The organism is Streptomyces sp. NPDC049627 (assembly GCF_044465645.1).
GTDB lineage: Bacteria > Actinomycetota > Actinomycetes > Streptomycetales > Streptomycetaceae > Streptomyces.
Genome location: NZ_JBITLW010000011.1, coordinates 39,305 through 58,253 on the forward strand (window position 1 = coordinate 39,305; position 18,949 = coordinate 58,253).

Sequence of the window (18,949 nt, forward strand, 5' to 3'; positions counted from 1 at the left end):
CATCGGATGGGTCGTCACATCTGTCACACGAGCCACAGGAAGTAACTGCAACCTCACGCTCGGCCGTCCGCGTCCCCTGGACACCTCAGGGCGTCGGCATCCCCCCGCCCTGAAGCCGTTCCAGGTCGGAGGGGCGGACCTGGATGACCAGGAGGGCGATCAGCGCGGCGATCGCGGTGAAGATCGCGGCGACGATGAAGGCGGCGGAGACGCCGGCGGTGAGGATCTCGTCGGCGTAGGGCGGCGGAAGCTGTCCCGTGCGTTCGAAGCGCAGCCGCTCGGCCGGGGTCGCCTGGGCCATGAAGGCGGGGATCTGCTGGTCGGCCTCGTTGTTGCTGGCCGTGCCGAACATCGTGACCAGGATCGACAGTCCGAGGGAGCCGCCCACCTGCTGGGTGGCGTTGAGGAGCCCGGAGGCGGCGCCCGTCTCGTGGGTGGCGACGTTGGACAGCGCCATCAGAGTCAGGGACACGAACTCCATGCCCATGCCGAGGCTGAAGACGAGGATCGGACCGAGGATGCTGCCCGCATACGTGGAGTGGACGTCGGTCAGCGTCAGCCAGGACAGGCCCCCGGCGGCCAGGATGGCGCCCGTCACCATGAAGGGTTTGGGCCCGAACTTCGGCAGGAGCTGGGACGCGAGCCCCGCGCCCACCGCGATGACCGCGCTCACCGGCAGGAAGGCCAGACCGGCCTGCAGTGGGCTGAAGTCCAGCACGTTCTGGACGAACAGGGTGAGAAAGAAGAACATGCCGAAGATCGCGGCGGCGAGGCTGAGCATCATGCCGTAGGTGCCCGCCCGGTTGCGGTCCGCGAACATGTGCAGGGGCGTGATCGGCTGCCGGGAGCGCCGCTCGATCAGGATGAACACCAGCAGGACGACGACGGCCGCCCCGAACGCGGCCAGCGTGAGCGGGTCCCGCCAGCCGTCCTGCGCGGCCCGGATGAACCCGTACACCAGCAGCACCATGCCGATGGTCGAGGTCAGCGCGCCGGCGATGTCGAAGTGCCCGGGATGGCGCTCGGACTCCCGGATCCAGCGCGGCGTGGCGAGCGCGATGAGCACCCCGATGGGCACGTTGACGAACAGCACCCAGCGCCAGGTGAGCCACTCGACGATGACCCCGCCCGCGAGCAGCCCGATCGCGCCGCCCCCCGCCGAGACCGCGGCGAACACCCCGAACGCCCGGTTGCGTTCGGGCCCTTCGCGGAAGGTCGTACTGACCAGGGAGAGAGCGGTCGGGGACGCGATGGCGCCGCCGACGCCCTGCAGGGCGCGCGCGGCGAGGAGCTGCCACTCGTTCTGGGCGAATCCGCCGAGCAGCGAGGCGAGCGCGAAGAGCAGCACCCCGAAGATGAAGACGCGCCGTCTGCCCAGGATGTCGCCGGTCCGGCCGCCGAGCAGCAGCAGACCGCCGAAGGTGAGCGTGTAGGCATTGACGACCCAGGACAGGCTGGTGGTGGAGAAGTCCAGGGCGCGCTGGATGTGCGGCAGGGCGATGTTCACGATGGTGATGTCCAGCACCACCATCAGCTGACAGGACGCGATGACCAGCAGCGCCATGCCGCTGCCACGGCCCTTGCCCCGCTCCGTCTCCTGCGGGGTGGTCCGCACTTCGGGTGTCGGCTCCGGATTGCTCATGGCATCGCGCCGTCGGCGGGGGGTCGGTGCTGGTTCCCGCCACCATTCGACCGTACGCCGCAGCCGGACGGCCCTCCAGTCGATCAGGGAGCCGTCCCGCGGCACCCGGTCAGCGGCCGGAGCGGATCAGGCCCGTGAGACAGCGCCGTGCCGAGCGCTGCCGGGCGGCCTGGTCCGGCAGCACGGGTGTCCGGGGCCGTCTGCGGTGCCGACGCCCGCCCCGGTGCCGGTGATCGCTCGGAGACCTGGGCGCCTGCGGGGACGGGGGCCAGTTCGTACCGTACGGGCAGGGACCGCAGGCCCCGCATGAACGGGGATGAGCGCCAGGCCAGTTGATCGGCCGGCAGCGCGAGGCCCGGATGGGAGAACCGCTCCAAGAGCCGGCCCGCGCCGACCGCCGCGACCGTGGACGCGAGCTGCCGCGCCGGGCACTGCGGCGGCCGGCATCCCAGGAACAGGTGCGCCCGGGTACTGATCGTGCTGTCCGGACCCGCGTCCAGCACCCGCCACATGTCCATCAGGGCGTCGTCGCCCTGGGAGCCGGGGAAGCCCAGCAGATGACTGGCCACCATCAGCGGCAGCGGGCCGCCGCCCTGCCCCACCAAGGTGATCAGTTCGTCGGCGTAGGCGGTGACGGCGGCCTTCGGCCGCTTCGCCCGGGGGTGGGCGGGAGCCTGGAACGGCTTGAGCGCAGCGCCGCCTCCCACGCCATGGGACTCGCCTGCCGCCCTCCGCCACTCCCCGCACCGGTGCACTACCAGTCAGTAGCCGACAATTCCGGCGACCCCGCCCCGGAGGTGCTTGAGAGGTGGACGACGGGTGCGGTGCAGGTGGACCGAGGCCCCGCCCTCGCCCTAGAAGCTGAAGTTCATGAACGCGCCGAGGCCGCGATCGGCCGCCGCGCCGAAGAACGCGACCAGTTCCTCGTAAGCGTCCTGGAGCCACTCCAGCTCACCCTCGGCGTCGAACCGCCACATGTTGGGGTACACGTCCTCCTTCGTCATCCGCTCCCAGTCGTAGTGGACCGCCAACCGCTCCCACGGGGTGGCCCGCAGTTGGCGTGCCACGCTCTCGATCTGCTCCGCGGTCCACCCGAACAGGGTGCCGTCCTCCAGGATCGGGAAGCCGTCCATCAGGAACTCGAGTGCCACGTCGGTCTCGTCGATCAGGAACTGCAGACCGGCGAACGCCTTGTCCGGACCGCCGAAGGGCCGGTCCGGCGAGGGAAAGTCGTCGCCGTAGAGCTCGTCGAGGCACTCCCGGGCCCAGTCCGGGTCCTTCTCCGCCCTGTCGAGTTCCTCCGTCGTCGCGCCGATGAACGACACACTCACACCCATGACAGCCAATCCCCCTTGGCACAACGCTTGTTCGGCTCTTGGCCGATGAACGACGGCGAGTGTTCCACAGGGCACTGACAATCGGGCTCGGCCGCCTCTGTTACGCTCGCCGGGCCTCCCGCGGGGGAAGTCCGGTGAGAGTCCGGCGCTGACCCGCAACGGTGTGCGCGGCGGTGTGATCGTCCGTCGCGCGAGCCCGATCGCCCGTGGTGGGTGCGACCCGTTGACTGCTCGCCGTGGACTGCGAGAGGGGACCGCGCGGCCGGCACGGTCGTACGGGCTGTCTCCCTGCTCGATGCTCACAGGCGGCCCCAGGCGAAGGACCGCCGCCCGTGCACCGAAGTCCGACACGGATACCCCGATCCGGCTCGCCCGTGGCGCCGCTCGCCCTCGGGCTGGGGCTGCTCCTGCTCGTCTCCCTCGTGTGCGGCGTCGGGCTCGGAGCCGCGGGGATCGGGTGGGGCGACGTCCTCCGGCTGCTCGGGGCGGGGCTGACCGGCGGGACCATCGACGCGCGGGACGTCGCCGCGTACACCATCGTCTGGGAGATCCGGCTGCCGCGCGTCGTGCTCGGCGCGGTCGCCGGGGCCGGGCTCGCGAGCGTCGGGGTGGCCGTGCAGGCGATGGTCCGCAACGCGCTCGCCGATCCGTTCGTGCTGGGCATCTCCTCGGGCGCCGCGGTGGGCGCCAACGCCGTGATCCTGCTGGGTGCGTTCGCGGGGCTGGGCGTCTGGGCGCTGTCGCTGTCGGCCTTCGGGTCGGCGCTCGCGGCCATGGCCCTGGTGTACGCCGTGGCGCGATCGCCGCACGGGCTCACCCCGCTGCGGCTGATCCTGACCGGGACGGCGTTGGCGTACGGCTTCGAGGCGGTCACCACCGTCATGGTGTTCGGCGCGGCCCGGGGCGAGGCGGCCCGGTCGGCGATGATGTGGCTGCTGGGCAGTCTGGGCGGCGCGACGTGGGCGCAGGTGCCGCTCGCCGCGGTGACCGTGGCGGCCGGGTGGGTGTGGCTGCGGTGGCGGGCGGAGGCACTGAACGCCCTCGCCATGGGGGACGAGACGTCCGCCGCGCTCGGCGTGCAACCGGCACGGCTGCGCCGGGAGTTGTTCCTCGTCACCGCCGCCGTGACCGGGACCGTGGTCGCGGTCAGCGGGGCCATCGGGTTCGTCGGGCTGATGGTTCCGCATGTCGTACGGATGCTCGTCGGTGCCGATCACCGGAGGGTGTTGGCCGTGGCACCGCTCGCCGGGGCCGTGCTGCTGGTGTGGGCGGACCTGCTCTCCCGGCTCCTCCTCGCCCCCGCCGAACTGCCGGTGGGCGTGATCACCGCCGTTGTCGGGGTGCCCGCGTTCCTGCTGCTGATGCGGCGCGGCGGCTATGCGTTCGGAGGTCGCTGACATGCGGCTCGACATCGAGGGTGTCGCGGTCGAGGCCGCCGGGGCACGGCTCGTCGAGGACATCCGGCTCACCGTGGACAGCGGACAGTTCGTCGGGCTCGTCGGCCCGAACGGCAGCGGCAAGTCCACGCTGCTGCGCTGCGTGTACCGGGCGCTGCGCCCGTCGCCGGGCGTGGTGCGCCTCGACGGGGACGACGTGCACGCCATGGCGCCGCGGGCCGCCGCCCGGGTGCTGGCCGCGCTGCCGCAGGAGTCGTCGGCCGAGTTCGACTTCACGGTCGCCGAGGTCGTGGCCATGGGGCGGCTGCCGCACCGCGACCGTACGGCCGCCTCCGACCGGGAGATCTGCGCCGCGGCCATGGACCGCACCGGCGTGGCCCCTCTCGCCGACCGCGGGTTCCTCGCGCTGTCCGGCGGCGAGAAGCAGCGGGTTCTCATCGCCCGCGCGCTCGCCCAGCAGCCGAAGGTCCTCGTCCTGGACGAGCCCACCAACCACCTCGACATCGCCCACCAGTTGGACGTTTTGTCGCTGGTGCGCTCCAGCGGCCTGACCGTGCTGGCCGCTCTGCACGACCTCAATCTGGCCGCCGCGCACTGCGACGTCCTGTACGTCATCGAGGGCGGCCGGATCGTCGCCTCCGGCGCCCCGCACGAGGTCCTTCGACCCGACCTGCTCGCCGAAGTGTTCGGGGTCCGCGCCCATCCGGTACGGCACCCGGAGACCGGCGCTGTCCAGCTCCTGTTCGACCTCCTCCCCCAAGGACCCATATGCGCAAGCTCATAGCCACGGCCCTCTGCCTCGCCGCGACCGTCACCGCGACGGGCTGCGGAGCCACGGTGGAGAAGCCGGCGGACGCCGAGTCCACCGCGGTCACCCTCACGAACTGCGGCCGCAAGGTCACCTACGACAAGGTCCCCGAGCGCGTCGTCACCAACGACGTCGGCATCACCGAGCTGATGTTCGCCCTCGGTCTGGAGGACCGCATGGCCGGGTTCGCCATGCCCGACGACAAGGGCGATATGACCGGAGTGCCGTGGAAGGACGGCTACGACAGGGTGAAGTGGCTGTCGAAGGACCAGCTCACCAAGGAGAACGTCCTCGACGCCCGCGCCGACCTCGTCTTCGCCGGCTGGAACTACGGCTTCCGCGAGGACAGCGGCTTCACCCCCGACGCCCTGAAGAAGCTCGGCATCCCCTCGTACGTCCTGACCGAGTCCTGCCGCAACGGCCGTACCGAGTCCTCACGCGGCATCATGCCGCCCCTGGACGCCCTGTACGCCGACCTCACCAACCTCGGGAAGCTGTTCGGCGTCGAGCAGCGGGCGGCCAGGCTGATCGCCGAGTTCAAGAAGGAGATCGCGAGCGTCCGTGACAAGGCCCCCGCGAGCCGGCCGAAGGTCTTCCTCTACGACAGCGGTCAGGACCAGCCCTTCACCTCCGGGCGTTACGCCGCACCGGAACAGATCATCAGCGAGGCCGGCGGTGTCAACGTCATGCACGACGTCCAGGACTCCTGGACCACCGTCGGCTGGGAGAGCGTCGTCGAGCGCGACCCCGACGTCATCGTGATCTGCGACTACGGCGATGTGAGCGCCGAGCAGAAGAAGAAGTTCCTGCTCTCCTACGCGCCCCTGCGGCACGTCACCGCCGTCAGGCACAAGCGGATCTTCGTCCTGGACTACGTCGACCTGGTCGAGAGCCCCCGCAACCCGTCCGCGATCGCCCGGCTCGGCGCCTATCTGCGGACCGTGGCCGAGGAGCGGTGACCGTCGGCGCGTGAGCCCGGTGGCGTGCGCTCGAAGTGGCTCGGTCGGCCGTCGCGGTGGACCAGGCGGCCGAGCCGCTGCGCCCTGGCGCGGGGCATGAGGGTCCAGGTGCCGTCGGGCTCGCGCAGGGCGGCGGAGTGCCAGGGGGTGGCCCAGACGTCCGGGGCGTCGAGGAGCCGGATGCCGAACTTGGGGGCGCCGGCCGGCTGGGGGTGGATCGACAGACGTACGGCGCGCGGGTGGTGATCGGCGATCAGGGCGCCCCAGGCCCGGCTGCGCTGGATGACGCCGTACGCCCGTCTGCGGCACTCGCGTTGCAGGGCGGAGCGGGTGCCGCGGACGTCGGCGGTGTCCTCCACGAGGAAGCGGGTGATGCCCCGGTACAGCGCGAGGGCGCGGTCGTCGGCGCGGACCTCGGCACGCAGGGCGTCGAGGGTGGGGGCGTAGGTGTCGTGGACGTGGGCGCGTTTGGTGTCGTGGGGAAGGTCGCCGAGGACGTCACGCAGGTCGAAGACGGAGAGCCGGTCGCTGCCCGACTCCGCTATGAGCGCGCGCAATTCGTCCGCGTAGGCGTCGATGTGTTCGTCGGGGACGCGGATCAGGTCACCGAAGACATGGCCGTCGGAGCAGATGACGACGCGGGCGCCGGGCGGGTGGATGCGCTCGATCCGCGTGCACAGGGCGTCGAGGAAGGTGAGTGAGAGTCGTTCGCCCATGTCGGGGAGGTGGCCCAGGGTCTTGGCCGGGTTGGGTGACTTGCAGGGGAAGCCGGGCAGGGTGAAGACGATGGGGGCGCCCTCACGGACGAAGTCGCCGATCCGGCGCAGCTGATGCGGGAACGCCTCGGCCGAGGCGCCGGACCGGTCGGTCGTGCGGTGGTGCGGCAGAAGCAGATTCAGGATCTCCGCGCCGGTGGTCTCGGGGAGGGTGTCCGGTGCGGTGGTCAGCAGCATGTCGGTTTCTCCGGGGGCGTGCGGGCAGGGCGGCGTGGCGCCTTGGCGGGCCGGGTGTTGTGGTCGGGTGGGCGGAATCGGCTGTGGGGGTGGCGTGGGGGTCGGCCGCGGTCGGTAGGGGATGGGCAGGGTCAGTCGGGGACGGGCTGGGGTCAGCCGAAGCCAGGCCGGAGCCAGCCGAAGCCAGGCCGGGGTCAGCCCACGACAGGCCGGAGCCAGCCGAAGCCAGGCCGGGGTCAGCCCACGCCGGGACGGGGCCAGCCGACGACAGGCCGGGCCCAGCCGACGACAGACCAGACTCAGCCGGGGACAGACTGGGGCCAGCCGAAGCCAGGCCAGACTCAGCCGACGACAGACCAGGGCCAGCCGAAGCCAGCCGGGCCCAGCCGACGACAGAAGACTCAGCCGGGGACGGGACGGGCCCAGGCCGGGACAGTCGACGGGCGGGCTGCTCACAGCCGTCGGTCGTAGGCGACGGGCAGGTGGTTCGTGCCGCGGCCCAGGACGGCGGGGATCCACTCGATGTCCTCGTCCCTGAGGGCGAGGCGCAGGCCCGGGAGGCGTGTGAGCAGGGTGCCGAGGGCGATCCGGAGTTCGGCGCGGGCGAGGGCGGCGCCGGGGCAGAAGTGGATGCCGTGGCCGAAGGCGAGATGGGGGTTGGGGCTGCGGTCGAGGTCGAGGGTGTCGGGGTCGGGGAAGCGGCGCGGGTCCCGGTTGGCCGCGCACAGCGAGACGATCACGGAGTCGCCGGCCGGAACCTCGGTGCCGTACAGGTCGCTGTCCTGGGCGAAGAAGCGCCAGGTGGTCAGCTCGAAGGCGCTGTCGTAGCGCAGGAGTTCCTCGACCGCGCGGGGCAGCAGACCGGGGTCGTCGCGCAGCCGGGCGAGCCGGCCGGGGTGGCGGAACAGGGCGATCAGGGCTGTCGTGATCTGGTTGGTGACGGGTTCCTGGCCCGCGACCAGCAGCTGGAAGATCATGGAGTCCAGCTCCTCCTGGGACAGCTCGTGCCGGTCCCGGGCCGCGACGAGACGGCCGAGCAGGTCGTCGTCCCCGTGCTCCCGCTTGTGGGCGACGACCTCGGCGATGTAGCTCTGCAGCCCGTGCAGCCGGGCTTCGTACATTGGCCGCCCCGGATCCGTCGGCCCGACCGGCTGGACGACCTTGCCCCAGTCCCGGTCGAAGCGCTCGGCCAACTCCTCCGGCAGGCCGATGACTTCGGCGAGGACCTGGAAGGGAAAGCGAGCGGCGAAGCCGGAGACGATGTCGGCGGGTCCGCTCACCGGCAGCGCATCGACGAGCGAGTCGGCCAACTCCTGGAATCGGGGCAGCAGTTGCTCGACTCGCCCGGGACTGAAGGAATCCGTCACGAGGCGCCGCATCCGGGTGTGCCGTGGCGGGTCCTGGTGGAGGAGATGGACCTGGAGCTGGGAGTGCTGCGGCTCGGGCATGATCGAGGCGCGGGCGCGCCAGCGGTCGTTGCCCCGGTCGTGGTGCTTGCCCAGGCGGTCGTCGTTCAGGGCGGAGTGCGCGGCCTCGTAGCCGGTGACGAGCCAGGCCTGTACGCCGCTGGGGAAGAGGACACGGTGCACCGGTCCGGCCTCCCGCATCCGGCCGTACAGCGGATACGGATCGGCCTTGTACGGGCAGCCCATCAGCGGGACCGGGTCGGGGAGCGTTTCCCGGTCCGCTGCCGAGAGGGGGTCCTGGAGGGTCATCGCGGGTCTCCTAGAGGGCGAGTTCGGGGCGGTGGTGGTCCAGCCACAGGGCGAGGTCGACGACACGTTCGAGCCGCAGCCGGTGACCCCACTGCAGCTGCTCGGGCGGTGTGTCGAGGCAGGGCTTGATCCGGGTCTCGTCGGCGAGCGCCCGGACCTGCTCGACGGACAGCGCGTCACGGGCCAGCTCCTGCAGGCCGCGGTTGTAGTCGGGGTGGTGGGTGGCCGGGTAGTGGTTCTTGGGGCGGTGCAGCACCGAGGAGGGAGCCAGCCCCGTTCCGGCGGCGCGCAGGAGGCTCTTCTCGCGGCCGTCGAAGCTCTTCAGCGCCCAGGGCGTGTCGAAGGCGTACTGGACGAGCCGGTGGTCGCAGTAGGGGACGCGGACCTCCAGACCCTGGGCCATGCTCAACCGGTCCTTGCGGTGCAGGAGCTGGCGCAGCCAGCGGGTCAGGGACAGGTGCTGCATCTCGCGTTGCCGGTGTTCGGTGGGGGTCTCGTCGTCGAGGTGGGGTACGGCGGCCAGGGCGCCGCGGTAGGTGTCGGCGCGGAACTCCCCCATGCGCAGGTCGAGTTCGGGGTTGAGGGGCATGGCGGCCTCGTCGCCGGTGACCAGCAGCCAGGGGAAGGTGTCGGCGGCCAGCGCCTGGGGGTTGTGGAACCAGGGGTAGCCGCCGAAGACCTCGTCGGCGGCCTCCCCCGACAGGGCGACCGTGGAGTGTCGTCGTATCTCCCCGAACAGCAGGTACAGCGAGGTGTCCATGTCGCCGACGCCGATCGGCGAGTCCCGGGCCGCGACGACGGCCTTGCGGCGCTCGGGGTCGAGCAGCGTCCGCGGGTCCAGTACGACGGTGCTGTGGTCGGTGCCGAGGAAGGCGCCGGCCTCGGTGGCGTACGGGGTGTCGTGGCCGGTGCGCAGCACGTCCCCGGTGAACTGCGCGGACTGGTCGCTGTAGTCGACGGCGTACGAGCGGATGCGGGCGCCCGGGCCCTCGCGCAGCCGGAGTTCGCCGGCCAGCAGGGCGGTCAGGACGGTGGAGTCGATGCCGCCGGACAGCAGGCTGCACAGCGGGACGTCGGCCTCCAACTGGCTGCGGGCGGCCGTACCGACCAGGCTGCGGATCCGGTCCACGGTCGCGTCCCGGTCGTCCGGGTGCGCACCGGCCTCCAGCTGCCAGTAGCGGCGCTCGCGGAGGCCGTCCCGGTCCAGGACGAGCAGTCCGCCCGGCTCGACCTCCCGTACGCCGGACCACACGGTCGGCCCGGTGCCGAACAGCAGGCCGTACGCCTCCCGGAGCCCGTCCGCGTCGACGCTGGGCCGTATCTCCGGGTGCTGGAAGAGTGCCTTGGGCTCGGAGGCGAAGGCGAGGCCTCCGCCGACGGCCGCCCAGAACAGCGGTTTGACGCCGAGCCGGTCGCGGACGAGGAGCAGCCGCTGGGCGCGCTCGTCCCAGACGGCGAAGGCGAACATGCCGTCCAGGCGGCCGGCCATCTCCTCGCCCCACTCGGCGTAGGCGCGCAGCACGACCTCGGTGTCGCTGCGGGTGCGGAACTCGTGTCCCCTGCCCCGGAGTTCGGTACGCAGCTCGTGGTGGTTGTAGACCTCCCCGCTGTAGCTGAGCACCGCCGTCGGCGCCTCGGGCCGGTCGGTCATCGGCTGGACGCCGCCCGCGAGGTCGATGACGGCCAGCCGACGGTGGCCGACCGCGGCGCGCTCGCCGAGCCACACACCGCCCGCGTCGGGGCCACGGGGGGCGAGGGTGGCGGTCATGGCCTCGATGACCGGGGCCCGGGTGCGGGCGTCGTGGTGGAAGGACGCCCAACCGGTGATTCCGCACATGGGGGTACGACTCCTCGGTCGGTGGTCAGGCCGTGCCGATGCCGTCGAACCTGCCGGACTTGGCGTCCGCGACCAGCGACGAGAACTGGTCGGCGCTCATCTGCACCCGCTGCCCGAAGTCGTCGGTGAGGATCACCCGGCGCTCGGCCGGGGCGGCGGGGTCGACGAACAGTTGCGGACAGCCGCAGTCGCAGTTGCCGCAGAAGGTCGCCACCGGGTCCAGGCCGTCCATACCTGCGATGTCGCTCATGATTCACAACCTTTCTCGATACAAGGGCGCTCACCGGTGTGACCGCCCGGGCCCGGCCCTCAAGCAGTGCTCGGGGCCGGCATGGGGATATCCGTCCCCTCCGCGGGGGCACGGTGGTCGAAGGCGATCAGCGGGTCGCCGGTCAGCGGATGGTCCACCACCGTCGCCCGCACGCCGAACACCTCGGCCAGCAGAGCCGGTCGCAGCACCTCACGAGGGGGGCCGGAGGCGACCACGTGGCCGTCGTGCAGGACGTGCAGGCGGTCGCAGACGGAGGCGGCGGCGTTGAGGTCGTGCAGCGACACCAGGGTGGTGCGGCGCCGGGTCCGGAGCAGGGCGAGCAGTTCGACCTGGTGCCGGATGTCGAGGTGGTTGGTGGGCTCGTCCAGCACCAGGACGTCCGGCTGCTGGGCGAAGGCCCGGGCCAGCAGTACGCGTTGGCGCTCGCCGCCGGACAGCGCGGTGAAGCGGCGCCCGGCGTGCTGCTCCATGCCGACGTCGGCGAGAGCGCGGGCGACGACCTCACGGTCGGCGGCGTCCTCACCGGCGAAGGCCCGCTTGTAGGGCGTACGGCCCATGGCGACGACCTCGCGGACGGTCAGTTCGAAGTCGCCGCCCCGCTCCTGCGGGAGCGCCGCGACATGGCGGGCCGCCTCGGCGGGGCTCAGCCGGCGCAGATCGGCGCCGGACAGCAGGACGCGGCCGGCGGTCGGCTTCAGGTGCCGGTAGACGGTGCGCAGGAGCGTGGACTTGCCGCTGCCGTTCGGGCCGACGAGGCCGGTGATCTCGCCCTCGGCCGCGATCAGCCGGGCGCCGGCGACGACCGTACGGCCGGCGTAGGCGACGTGCAGGTCCTCGATGTCGATTCTCACCGGCCACTCCTCCGAGTACTCAACTGCCGCTCCCCAACCGCCGGTCCAGCAGATACAGCAGGGCCGGTGCCCCGATGAGCGCGGTGACGACGCCGACCGGGAGTTCCCGGGTGTCCATCGCGGTACGGCAGACGATGTCGACGACCACCAGCAGCAGCGCCCCGAACAGCGCGGAGACCGGCAGCAGACGACGGTGGTCGCCGCCGACGACCAGTCGGCAGACGTGCGGCACCATCAGCGCGACGAACGCGATCGCGCCCGAGACGGCCACCAGCACGCCGGTGAGCACGCTGGTGACCGTGAACAGTTCGCGCCGCAGCCGGGTGACGTCGATGCCGAGCCCGGCCGCGGACTCGTCGCCCATCAGCAGGGCGTTCAGGCCCCGGGCGCGCGCCTGGAGGCACAGCCATCCGGCCGGTACCGCGACCGCCGGTACGGCCAACAGGTCCCAGTTCGCGCCGCTGAGGCTGCCCATGAGCCAGAACAGCACGCTGCGGGTCTGCTGTTCGTCCCCGGCCTGGAGGACGAGGTAGCTGGTGAACCCGGACAGGAACTGCCCGATCGCCACCCCGGCCAGCACCAGCCGCAGCGGCGCGAATCCGCCGCCCCGCCGGGCCACGGCCCACACGAGCGCGAAGGTGGCCAGGGCCCCGGCGAAGGCCGCTCCGGACAGCCCCAGTCCCAGCGTCCCGCCGGCCCCGAGGCCGAGCACGATCGCGGCGACCGCGCCCAGGGAGGCGCCGTTGGAGATGCCCAGCAGGTACGGGTCGGCCAGCGGGTTGCGCACCAGTGCCTGCACCGCCGTACCGACGACGCCGAGCCCGGCACCCACGAGCGCGGCCAACAGGGCACGCGGCACGCGCAGTTGCCACACGATCAGGTCGTTCGTGCCGGGACGCGGTGCCTCGCCGGACAGCCGCCGCCCCACCACGCTCCACACCTCGCCCGGCGGCACGGACGTCGAGCCCCGGGCCACGGCGGCCGTCAGCGCGGCGAGGAGAGCGACGGCCAGGACCGACACGAGCGGTCCGGCGGGCAGCGCGCGAGCCTGGGTGGCCGCCTCGCGCCGCGGCAGCAAGGAGGCCACGGTCAGCGGACCTTGCCGGGGTGGAGGGCCTTGGCGATCCGCTCGACCGTGTCGGCGTTCTCGACCCCGGCGATGGTCGTCCGCTCGGAGCCGATGCGCAGGAAGTGTCCCTCCTGGACCGCCTTCAGGCCCTTGGTCGCCGAGTTGGACCTCAGCCACTTCTCCGCCTCGTCGAACGCCTTCCGGTTCGCGGCCTCGCTGCCCCGGTCGCGCACGCCGAGCTGGATCCAGTCCGGGTTCTCGGCGATCACGTCCTCCCAGCCGACCTGCTTGAAGTCGCCGTCGCAGTCGGCGAAGACGTTGCGGGCCCCGGCGAGGGTGATGACCGCGTGGGCGATCTGCCGGTTGCAGACTGCTGTGGGCTGTTTGGTGCCGGCGTCGTAGTCGAAGAAGAAGTAGGAGGGCCGCTCGTCCTCCGGCACGCCGCCCACCGCCCGCTGGACGGCGTCGACCTTCTCCTTCATCCCGTCGACGAGTTCCTTCGCCTTGGCGCGCGTGCCCGTGACGGCGCCGAGCGAGAGGATGTCGTCCTCGACGGCGGACAGGTCGGTGACCGGGCTTTTGGCCCCGGCGGCGCAGGCCGTCGACTTCAGGTAGGTGTGCTTGATGCCGGCGGCCTCGAACTCCTCCTGGGTCGGGGAGTCGCCCATGCCGCCGCCCATGTTCATCGCGGCGAAGGTGTCGATGTAGAGGTCGGCGCCGGAGCCGAGGAGCTTCTCCTTGGGGATGACGGTGTCGCTGAGCACCTTCACCCGCTGGGCCCGCGCGTCGAGTTCGCCCGGCAGGGTGCCCTTGCCGGGCGGGAAACCGGTGCCGATCACCTTGCCCCCGGCGCCCAGCCGCAGCAGCAGTTCCAGGCTGGAGGCGTTGCTGGTGACGATGCGTTTCGGGGCTGAGGTGAAGGTGGTCTTCGCGCCCGTGCAGTCGGTGACGGTGACGGGGTGGCCCGCGGTGGCGCCCTTGCCGGCGGCGGGGCTCGCCGGGTCGCCGTTCCCGCTGCCGCAGCCCGCCGCGAACAGGCCGCCGAGCGCCACGGCCGTCGTGGCCCGCCCCATACGAGAACGCATCAGAACTCCCCTGGATCCACTGGATGGACGGCCGTATCGCCGCCGCCCGATCCAGTAGTCGGGGCGGACCCGGTGTCAGTTCCCCGCAGGGTGAACCGACACCGGGTGCCCGGTCAGGCCGCCACAGCGACCGGTTCCGCGACGGTCGTGGCTTCGACCACGCCACCGGCAGCGGCCTCGGCGTCGGCTTCGGCCTCGGTCAGCAACTCGACGAGGGTCGCCCGGGCGCGGGCGACGCGCGAGCGGACCGTTCCGACGGGGCAGTCGCTCCTTTCGGCCGCCTCCGCGTAGGGCAGGCCCAGGAGCTGGGTCAGGACGAACGCCTCGCGGCGCTCGTCGGGCAGCGCGTCCAGCAGATCGAGCAGGGCGATGCCGTCGTCGAAGCCGGGCAGCCCCGTCGGCTGGGCGCGCTCCGCCAGCAGCGTCCAGTCGTCCGCGTCGCACAGCCGTGGCCGGGCGGCGGCGTACCGGTGGCTGTCGATCACCGCGCGGCGCGCGATGGACAGCAGCCAGGCGCGCGCCGAGGAGCGGCCCTCGAACCGGTGCAGGCTGCCGAGCGCCCGCAGGAACGTGTCCTGCGCCAGGTCGTCGGCGGCCTGCGGATCGGCGGAGAGGTGCGCCACGTACCGCACGACGTCGCGGTGCAGGGAGCGCACGAAGCGGTCGGCGGCGTCCGGGTCACCGCCGCGGGCGGCGAGCGCCCACGCGGTCGTCGCCTCGTCGCAGGAGGCCGCACGGGCTGTACGGGCTGTACGGGCTGTACGGGCTGTACGAGGGGTGTTGTCCGCCTTCGTGTCTCTCACGCCTGTCGGGCGTGAGGAGGGCAGGGCAGGAGTGATCACCTGAGTCCTTCTCGGGTAGTCCGGGCTCCGGCACGGCGCGGGACACGGCCAGGCGCGCGAGACGCACAGCAGGCACGGCTGCGGGCACGACGGCGTCACCGCCGGGCGCCCGGGGCACGCGAGACGTACGGTGCGCCGTACCGGAGGGATCCGGGGATGCGGGATACGGCCGTACGGCAGGTACGGCCGGGGCCCGAGGCGCGGTCGGCGTCGACGACTCGACGCCCGTGTCCGTACCGCCTCGGGGAACCGGCTGTCTCAGACGACAGCGATCCCCGCAGGAGGCCCCCGAGAGGTGATGGTGTGAACGAGCGGCAACAGCCGCGGCGCCCGGTCGGAACGGCCGCGCCGCGGACGCAGACGCGGACGGTGCGGCGGTGCGGGCAGGGCGAGCGACAGCCGCAGCGGGGCGGCCAGCCATCCGGCGACCGCCCGCAGGATGCGGAACGCGGCACGCTCACCGTGGCCGAGCCACAGGCCGCACAGCAGGGCGGCGAGGGTGTGGGCGGCGAACATACCGAGGGAGGACGTGCCGGCCATGTGGTGGCCGCCCATGTGGCCCATGCCCATGTGCCCCATGTCCATGGTGTCCATGGAACCCATAGAGCCCATGGCACCCATGTGCGGGGGCATGGCCGTCATGTCGAGCCCGGCCCCGGCAGAGGACTGCCCGAACTCGAAGGCCGCGTGCAGCCCGCCCTGGGCGGCGACCACCACGGACACCACCAACGGCAGTCCGCGCTCCCGGCCCGCCAGGCACCAGCCCACGCCGCCCGTGAGGACGACACCGGCCGCCAGCGTCCACCACGGGACCGTCGCACCCGACATGAGGACGTGGCCGAGGGCGGCGAGCAGCACACAGACGGCGGCGAACACCGCGGCCCGTATCGTGCGCATACACCACCCAGCAGTCATGACGGCCCTCATCCTCGCATCCTGGGCCCGCTCGTCACCGGTGGGTACGCACCACACCCCCGTCCCGCACTCAAGCCCAGAAGAGTGATACAGGACACACGGACACGAGGGAACCGGACGCGCGCTCCGGCCGACGAGTCAAGGTGAGGGGGCTCCCTTCACTCGCCCTCGCCGGGGCGGACCACCACCGCCGACACGTCGACCCTTCCGCCGTGCTCGAAGTGCAGCGTGAACGGCACGACGTCGCCCGCCCGCCACCCCGGCCTCGTCCGCAGCGTCACATCCAGGCCGTACGGGGACATCGCAAGGCTGCCGCCGGCCGGGACACGGGCCGACTCGACCGTCTGTGCGTACGCCATGCGGCCACTGCTCATCCGATGCCGGCTGAGCGTCGCGTCGTCGCCGTCGCCATCGTCGGGCGACGTCACCTTCACCAGCCGGTCGTCCGCGCCCCCGGTGTTGGTGATCCGGAAGAACGCGGCGGTGTCCCGGGCGTCGCCGAACGGCAGGAAGACCCGGCCGTCGGTGACCGCGATCCGCGCCGGGCTGCCCGCCGCCCCGGAGGCCGCCCAGGTGGTCAGGCCGCCCAGGGCGACGCCGCAGGCCGCGATCGGGGTGAGCGCGGCGAGCAGGCCGTCGGCGATCCGACGGCGGGTCGGACGCCGGGCCGGGTGGGCGGCCGTCCGCTCGGGCATGGGTGTGGTCATCGGGTACGGCCCTCCTGGCCCCGTTGCGCAACGCGCCCCCGGCTCCGCGCGGGCGCCGGCTGCCAGGCCCGCAGCCTGAGGCTGTTGCCCACCACGAGCAGGGAGCTCACCGACATGGCCGCGGCGGCGACCATCGGGTTGAGCAGACCGACCATGGCGAGCGGCACGGTCACCACGTTGTAGCCGAAGGCCCACAGCAGGTTGGCGCGGATCGTGCCCAGGGTGCGGCGGGCGAGCCGTACCGCGTCCCCCAGCGCCTCGATGTCGCCGCGCACCAGGGTCACATCGGCGGCCCCGATCGCGGCGTCCGTCCCCGTGCCCATGGCGATGCCGAGGTCGGCGCCGGCCAGCGCCGCCGCGTCGTTGACGCCGTCGCCGACCACCGCGACCCGACGGCCCCGCTCCCGCAACTCCCGTACGAGGCCGGCCTTCTCCTCAGGGGTGCAGCGCGAGCGCACCTCCTCGATGCCGAGCGTGCGGGCGACCGCCCGGGCCGGTGCCTCGCGGTCGCCGGTGGCGAGCACGGGGTGCACACCGAGGCGCCGCAGCCGGTCCACGGCGCGGTAGGCACCGGGGCGTACGACGTCCCCGACTTCGATCAGCGCCTCCGGCACGCCGTCGACGCGGACGAGGACCGTCGTGTGCGCGGCCGTCTCCGCCGCCGGCAGCGCGTCCGCCAGTGCCGTGGGCAACTCGTCGTCCGGCGCGAGGACTTCCACGACTCGGCCCTCGACCCTGCCGCGCACGCCCCGGCCCGGCTCCGCGCGGAAGTCACGCACCTCGGGCAACGGCCCCTGCGCGGCCGGAACGCGGCGGGCGTACGCGACGACCGCGCGGCCCAGCGGGTGTTCCGAGCCCTGCTCGACGGCCCCGGCCAGCCGCAGCACGGCCTCCTTGCCGAGCCCGCCGGGCACGGCCGTGACCCGGGTGACGCTCATGTGTCCGGAGGTGAGGGTGCCGGTCTTGTCGAGGACGACGGTGTCGATGTGCTGGAGCCCCTCCAGGGCCTGCGGGCCCCTGACCAGCACGCCGAGCTGGGCGCCGCGTCCGGTGGCGGCCATCAGCGCGGTCGGGGTGGCCAGGCCCAGCGCACAGGGACAGGCCACGACCAGGACGGCCACGCACGCGGTGATCGCCGCCTGCGGATCCGCCCCGGCCCCGAGCCAGAATCCGAGCACGGTGACGGCCAGCGCCAGCACCACGGGCACGAACACCCCGGCCACGGCGTCGGCCAGCCGCTGCGCCCGTGCCTTGCCCGCCTGGGCCTCGGTCACCAGCCGGGTGATCCGGGCGAGCTGGGTGTCCGCGCCCACGGCCGTGGCGCGCACGAGCAGGAGCCCGCCCGCGTTGACGGCGCCGCCCACGACCGCCGAGCCGGGCCCGACCTCGACCGGTTCGCTCTCGCCGGTCACCAGCGACAGATCCACCGCGGAGTTGCCCTGCACCACCGCGCCGTCGGTGGCCACGCGCTCGCCGGGCCGTACGGCGAAGACCTGTCCGGCCGTCAACTCCTCGATGCCGACGAGGACTTCTGTCCCGTCGTCCTCGCGTACCGACACCTCCTTGGCGGCGAGTCGGGCGAGTGAGCGCAGCGCCGCGCCGGTGCCGTGGCGCGCCCGTGCCTCCAGGAAGCGGCCGGCCAGCACGAACAGCGGGACGCCGACGGCCGCTTCGAGGTACAGGTGCGCGCCGGATCCGCCGGCGGCTCCGGCCGAGGCCTCGGAGGCGGTGGTCAGCAGGCTGAACGGCATCCGCATGCCGGGCGTGCCCGCGCCGCCGAGGAACAGGGCGTACGCCGACCAGGAGAAGGACGCCAGCACGCCCAGGGAGACCAGTGTGTCCATGGTCGCCGTCGAGTGGCGCAGTCCGCGCAGTGCGCGCACGTGGAACGGCCAGGCACTCCAGACGGCGACCGGCGCGGCCAGCACGAAGCACAGCCACTGCCAGCTGCGGAACTGCCAGGCGGGCACCATCGACAGCACGAGCACCGGTCCCGCCAGCAGCGCGGTGACGGGCAGCCGGACACGCTCCTGCCGTACGTCCTCGGACGCCCCTTCGGCCCGGCGCTTCCCTTCGTCGGGGTGCTCCCGCTTCTTCGGCGGCTCGGGCAACGCGGCGGTGTATCCGGCCTGTTCGACCGTGGCCACGAGTTCCTCGGGACGGAGGCCGGGCGGGTGACTCACCCGGGCGCGCCCGGTGGCCAGATTGACCGTCGCGGTCACGCCCTCCAGCTTCGCGAGCTTCTTCTCCACGCGCCGCACACAAGCCGCGCAGGTCATCCCACCGACAGTCAGGTCCGTGACGGTCATCGCAGGTGCCGGTTCGGTCGCCATCAGCCGCCGCTCCCGTGCCGCATCGGCATGTCCCCCGTGTCGCCCATGTCCATGCCGCCTCCGTCATCGCCGCCCCCGTCACCGCCCGTTCCGGAGCGGTGCATGCCGGGCGCGACGGGACCGATGGCGGCTCCGACGGCGTACGACACCGTGAAGATCAGGGCGAGCAGCACCAGAAACCCGCAGAGGGCGGGCGGCACAAGTGGGGGTTGTTGTTTCATCGACGGC

General features: G+C 72.7%; 18 protein-coding genes and 1 riboswitch. Of the genes, 3 read left to right on the top strand and 15 right to left on the bottom strand.

Features of this window, described 5'->3' with window-relative positions; translation table 11 throughout:
* Positions 1–85: 85 nt before the first annotated feature.
* The 3 genes from ACIBU0_RS28455 to ACIBU0_RS28465 form a co-directional block, all read right to left on the bottom strand.
* Positions 86–1,564 carry an MFS transporter gene (locus ACIBU0_RS28455; protein ID WP_398824600.1) on the bottom strand — a complete coding sequence of 493 codons (1,479 nt, stop codon included), beginning with the start codon at positions 1,562–1,564 and terminating at the stop codon, positions 86–88.
* Between the two features lie 161 nt (positions 1,565–1,725).
* The gene (locus ACIBU0_RS28460) at positions 1,726–2,349 is read right to left on the bottom strand and encodes a hypothetical protein (RefSeq protein ID WP_398823920.1); all 624 of its coding nucleotides are present in this window, start codon (positions 2,347–2,349) and stop codon (positions 1,726–1,728) included.
* Positions 2,350–2,496: 147 nt separating this feature from the next.
* Positions 2,497–2,979 (bottom strand): YfbM family protein, encoded by a 483-nt coding sequence (locus tag ACIBU0_RS28465; RefSeq protein ID WP_398823923.1) that lies wholly within the window; start codon positions 2,977–2,979, stop codon positions 2,497–2,499.
* 123 nt (positions 2,980–3,102) lie between these two features.
* A riboswitch (cobalamin riboswitch) is annotated at positions 3,103–3,185 on the top strand.
* 168 nt (positions 3,186–3,353) lie between these two features.
* Here ACIBU0_RS28465 and ACIBU0_RS28470 point away from each other — a divergent pair.
* Genes ACIBU0_RS28470 through ACIBU0_RS28480 form a run of 3 tightly spaced genes read left to right on the top strand, consistent with a single transcriptional unit; the run spans position 3,354 to position 6,143 of the window.
* A complete protein-coding gene (locus ACIBU0_RS28470) occupies positions 3,354–4,376 on the top strand; it encodes a FecCD family ABC transporter permease (RefSeq protein ID WP_398823926.1) in 1,023 nt (340 codons plus the stop codon).
* A gap of 1 nt (position 4,377) precedes the next feature.
* Entirely contained in the window at positions 4,378–5,160 is a 783-nt protein-coding gene (locus ACIBU0_RS28475; RefSeq protein WP_398823929.1) for an ABC transporter ATP-binding protein, read from the top strand.
* Positions 5,145–6,143 carry an ABC transporter substrate-binding protein gene (locus ACIBU0_RS28480; protein WP_398823932.1) on the top strand — a complete coding sequence of 333 codons (999 nt, stop codon included), beginning with the start codon at positions 5,145–5,147 and terminating at the stop codon, positions 6,141–6,143. The genes ACIBU0_RS28475 and ACIBU0_RS28480 overlap by 16 nt, the downstream gene beginning before the upstream one ends.
* On the opposite strand, the gene ACIBU0_RS28485 is transcribed toward ACIBU0_RS28480, so the two are convergent.
* The 12 genes from ACIBU0_RS28485 to ACIBU0_RS28540 form a co-directional block, all read right to left on the bottom strand.
* Positions 6,113–7,096, bottom strand: coding sequence for an L-tyrosine/L-tryptophan isonitrile synthase family protein (locus tag ACIBU0_RS28485; RefSeq protein WP_398823935.1), 984 nt, complete (start codon positions 7,094–7,096; stop codon positions 6,113–6,115). The genes ACIBU0_RS28480 and ACIBU0_RS28485 overlap by 31 nt on opposite strands.
* 452 nt (positions 7,097–7,548) lie before the next feature.
* Positions 7,549–8,811: a cytochrome P450 gene (locus ACIBU0_RS28490; RefSeq protein ID WP_398823938.1), complete on the bottom strand. Its 1,263-nt coding sequence runs from the start codon at positions 8,809–8,811 to the stop codon at positions 7,549–7,551.
* Between the two features lie 10 nt (positions 8,812–8,821).
* Positions 8,822–10,648, bottom strand: coding sequence for an asparagine synthase (glutamine-hydrolyzing) (gene asnB, locus ACIBU0_RS28495; protein WP_398823941.1), 1,827 nt, complete (start codon positions 10,646–10,648; stop codon positions 8,822–8,824).
* 25 nt (positions 10,649–10,673) lie between these two features.
* Entirely contained in the window at positions 10,674–10,898 is a 225-nt protein-coding gene (locus ACIBU0_RS28500; RefSeq protein WP_398823944.1) for a hypothetical protein, read from the bottom strand.
* Between the two features lie 59 nt (positions 10,899–10,957).
* Complete coding sequence (locus tag ACIBU0_RS28505; RefSeq protein ID WP_398823947.1) at positions 10,958–11,770, bottom strand: ABC transporter ATP-binding protein; 813 nt, start codon at positions 11,768–11,770, stop codon at positions 10,958–10,960.
* Positions 11,771–11,789: 19 nt separating this feature from the next.
* Positions 11,790–12,857: a FecCD family ABC transporter permease gene (locus ACIBU0_RS28510; RefSeq protein WP_398823950.1), complete on the bottom strand. Its 1,068-nt coding sequence runs from the start codon at positions 12,855–12,857 to the stop codon at positions 11,790–11,792.
* A 2-nt stretch (positions 12,858–12,859) separates the two neighbouring features.
* Positions 12,860–13,924, bottom strand: a complete 1,065-nt coding sequence (locus ACIBU0_RS28515) for an ABC transporter substrate-binding protein (protein ID WP_398823953.1) — start codon at positions 13,922–13,924, stop codon at positions 12,860–12,862.
* Positions 13,925–14,037: 113 nt separating this feature from the next.
* On the bottom strand, positions 14,038–14,727 hold the full coding sequence (locus ACIBU0_RS28520; protein ID WP_398823956.1) for a sigma-70 family RNA polymerase sigma factor: 690 nt from the start codon (positions 14,725–14,727) through the stop codon (positions 14,038–14,040).
* A gap of 297 nt (positions 14,728–15,024) precedes the next feature.
* On the bottom strand, positions 15,025–15,681 hold the full coding sequence (locus tag ACIBU0_RS28525; protein WP_398823959.1) for a hypothetical protein: 657 nt from the start codon (positions 15,679–15,681) through the stop codon (positions 15,025–15,027).
* Between the two features lie 158 nt (positions 15,682–15,839).
* The gene (locus tag ACIBU0_RS28530; RefSeq protein WP_398823962.1) at positions 15,840–16,388 is read right to left on the bottom strand and encodes a copper chaperone PCu(A)C; all 549 of its coding nucleotides are present in this window, start codon (positions 16,386–16,388) and stop codon (positions 15,840–15,842) included.
* Positions 16,385–18,721, bottom strand: a complete 2,337-nt coding sequence (locus ACIBU0_RS28535) for a heavy metal translocating P-type ATPase (protein ID WP_398823965.1) — start codon at positions 18,719–18,721, stop codon at positions 16,385–16,387. The genes ACIBU0_RS28530 and ACIBU0_RS28535 overlap by 4 nt, the downstream gene beginning before the upstream one ends.
* Entirely contained in the window at positions 18,721–18,942 is a 222-nt protein-coding gene (locus tag ACIBU0_RS28540) for a hypothetical protein (protein WP_398823968.1), read from the bottom strand. The genes ACIBU0_RS28535 and ACIBU0_RS28540 overlap by 1 nt, the downstream gene beginning before the upstream one ends.
* Positions 18,943–18,949 lie beyond the last annotated feature (7 nt).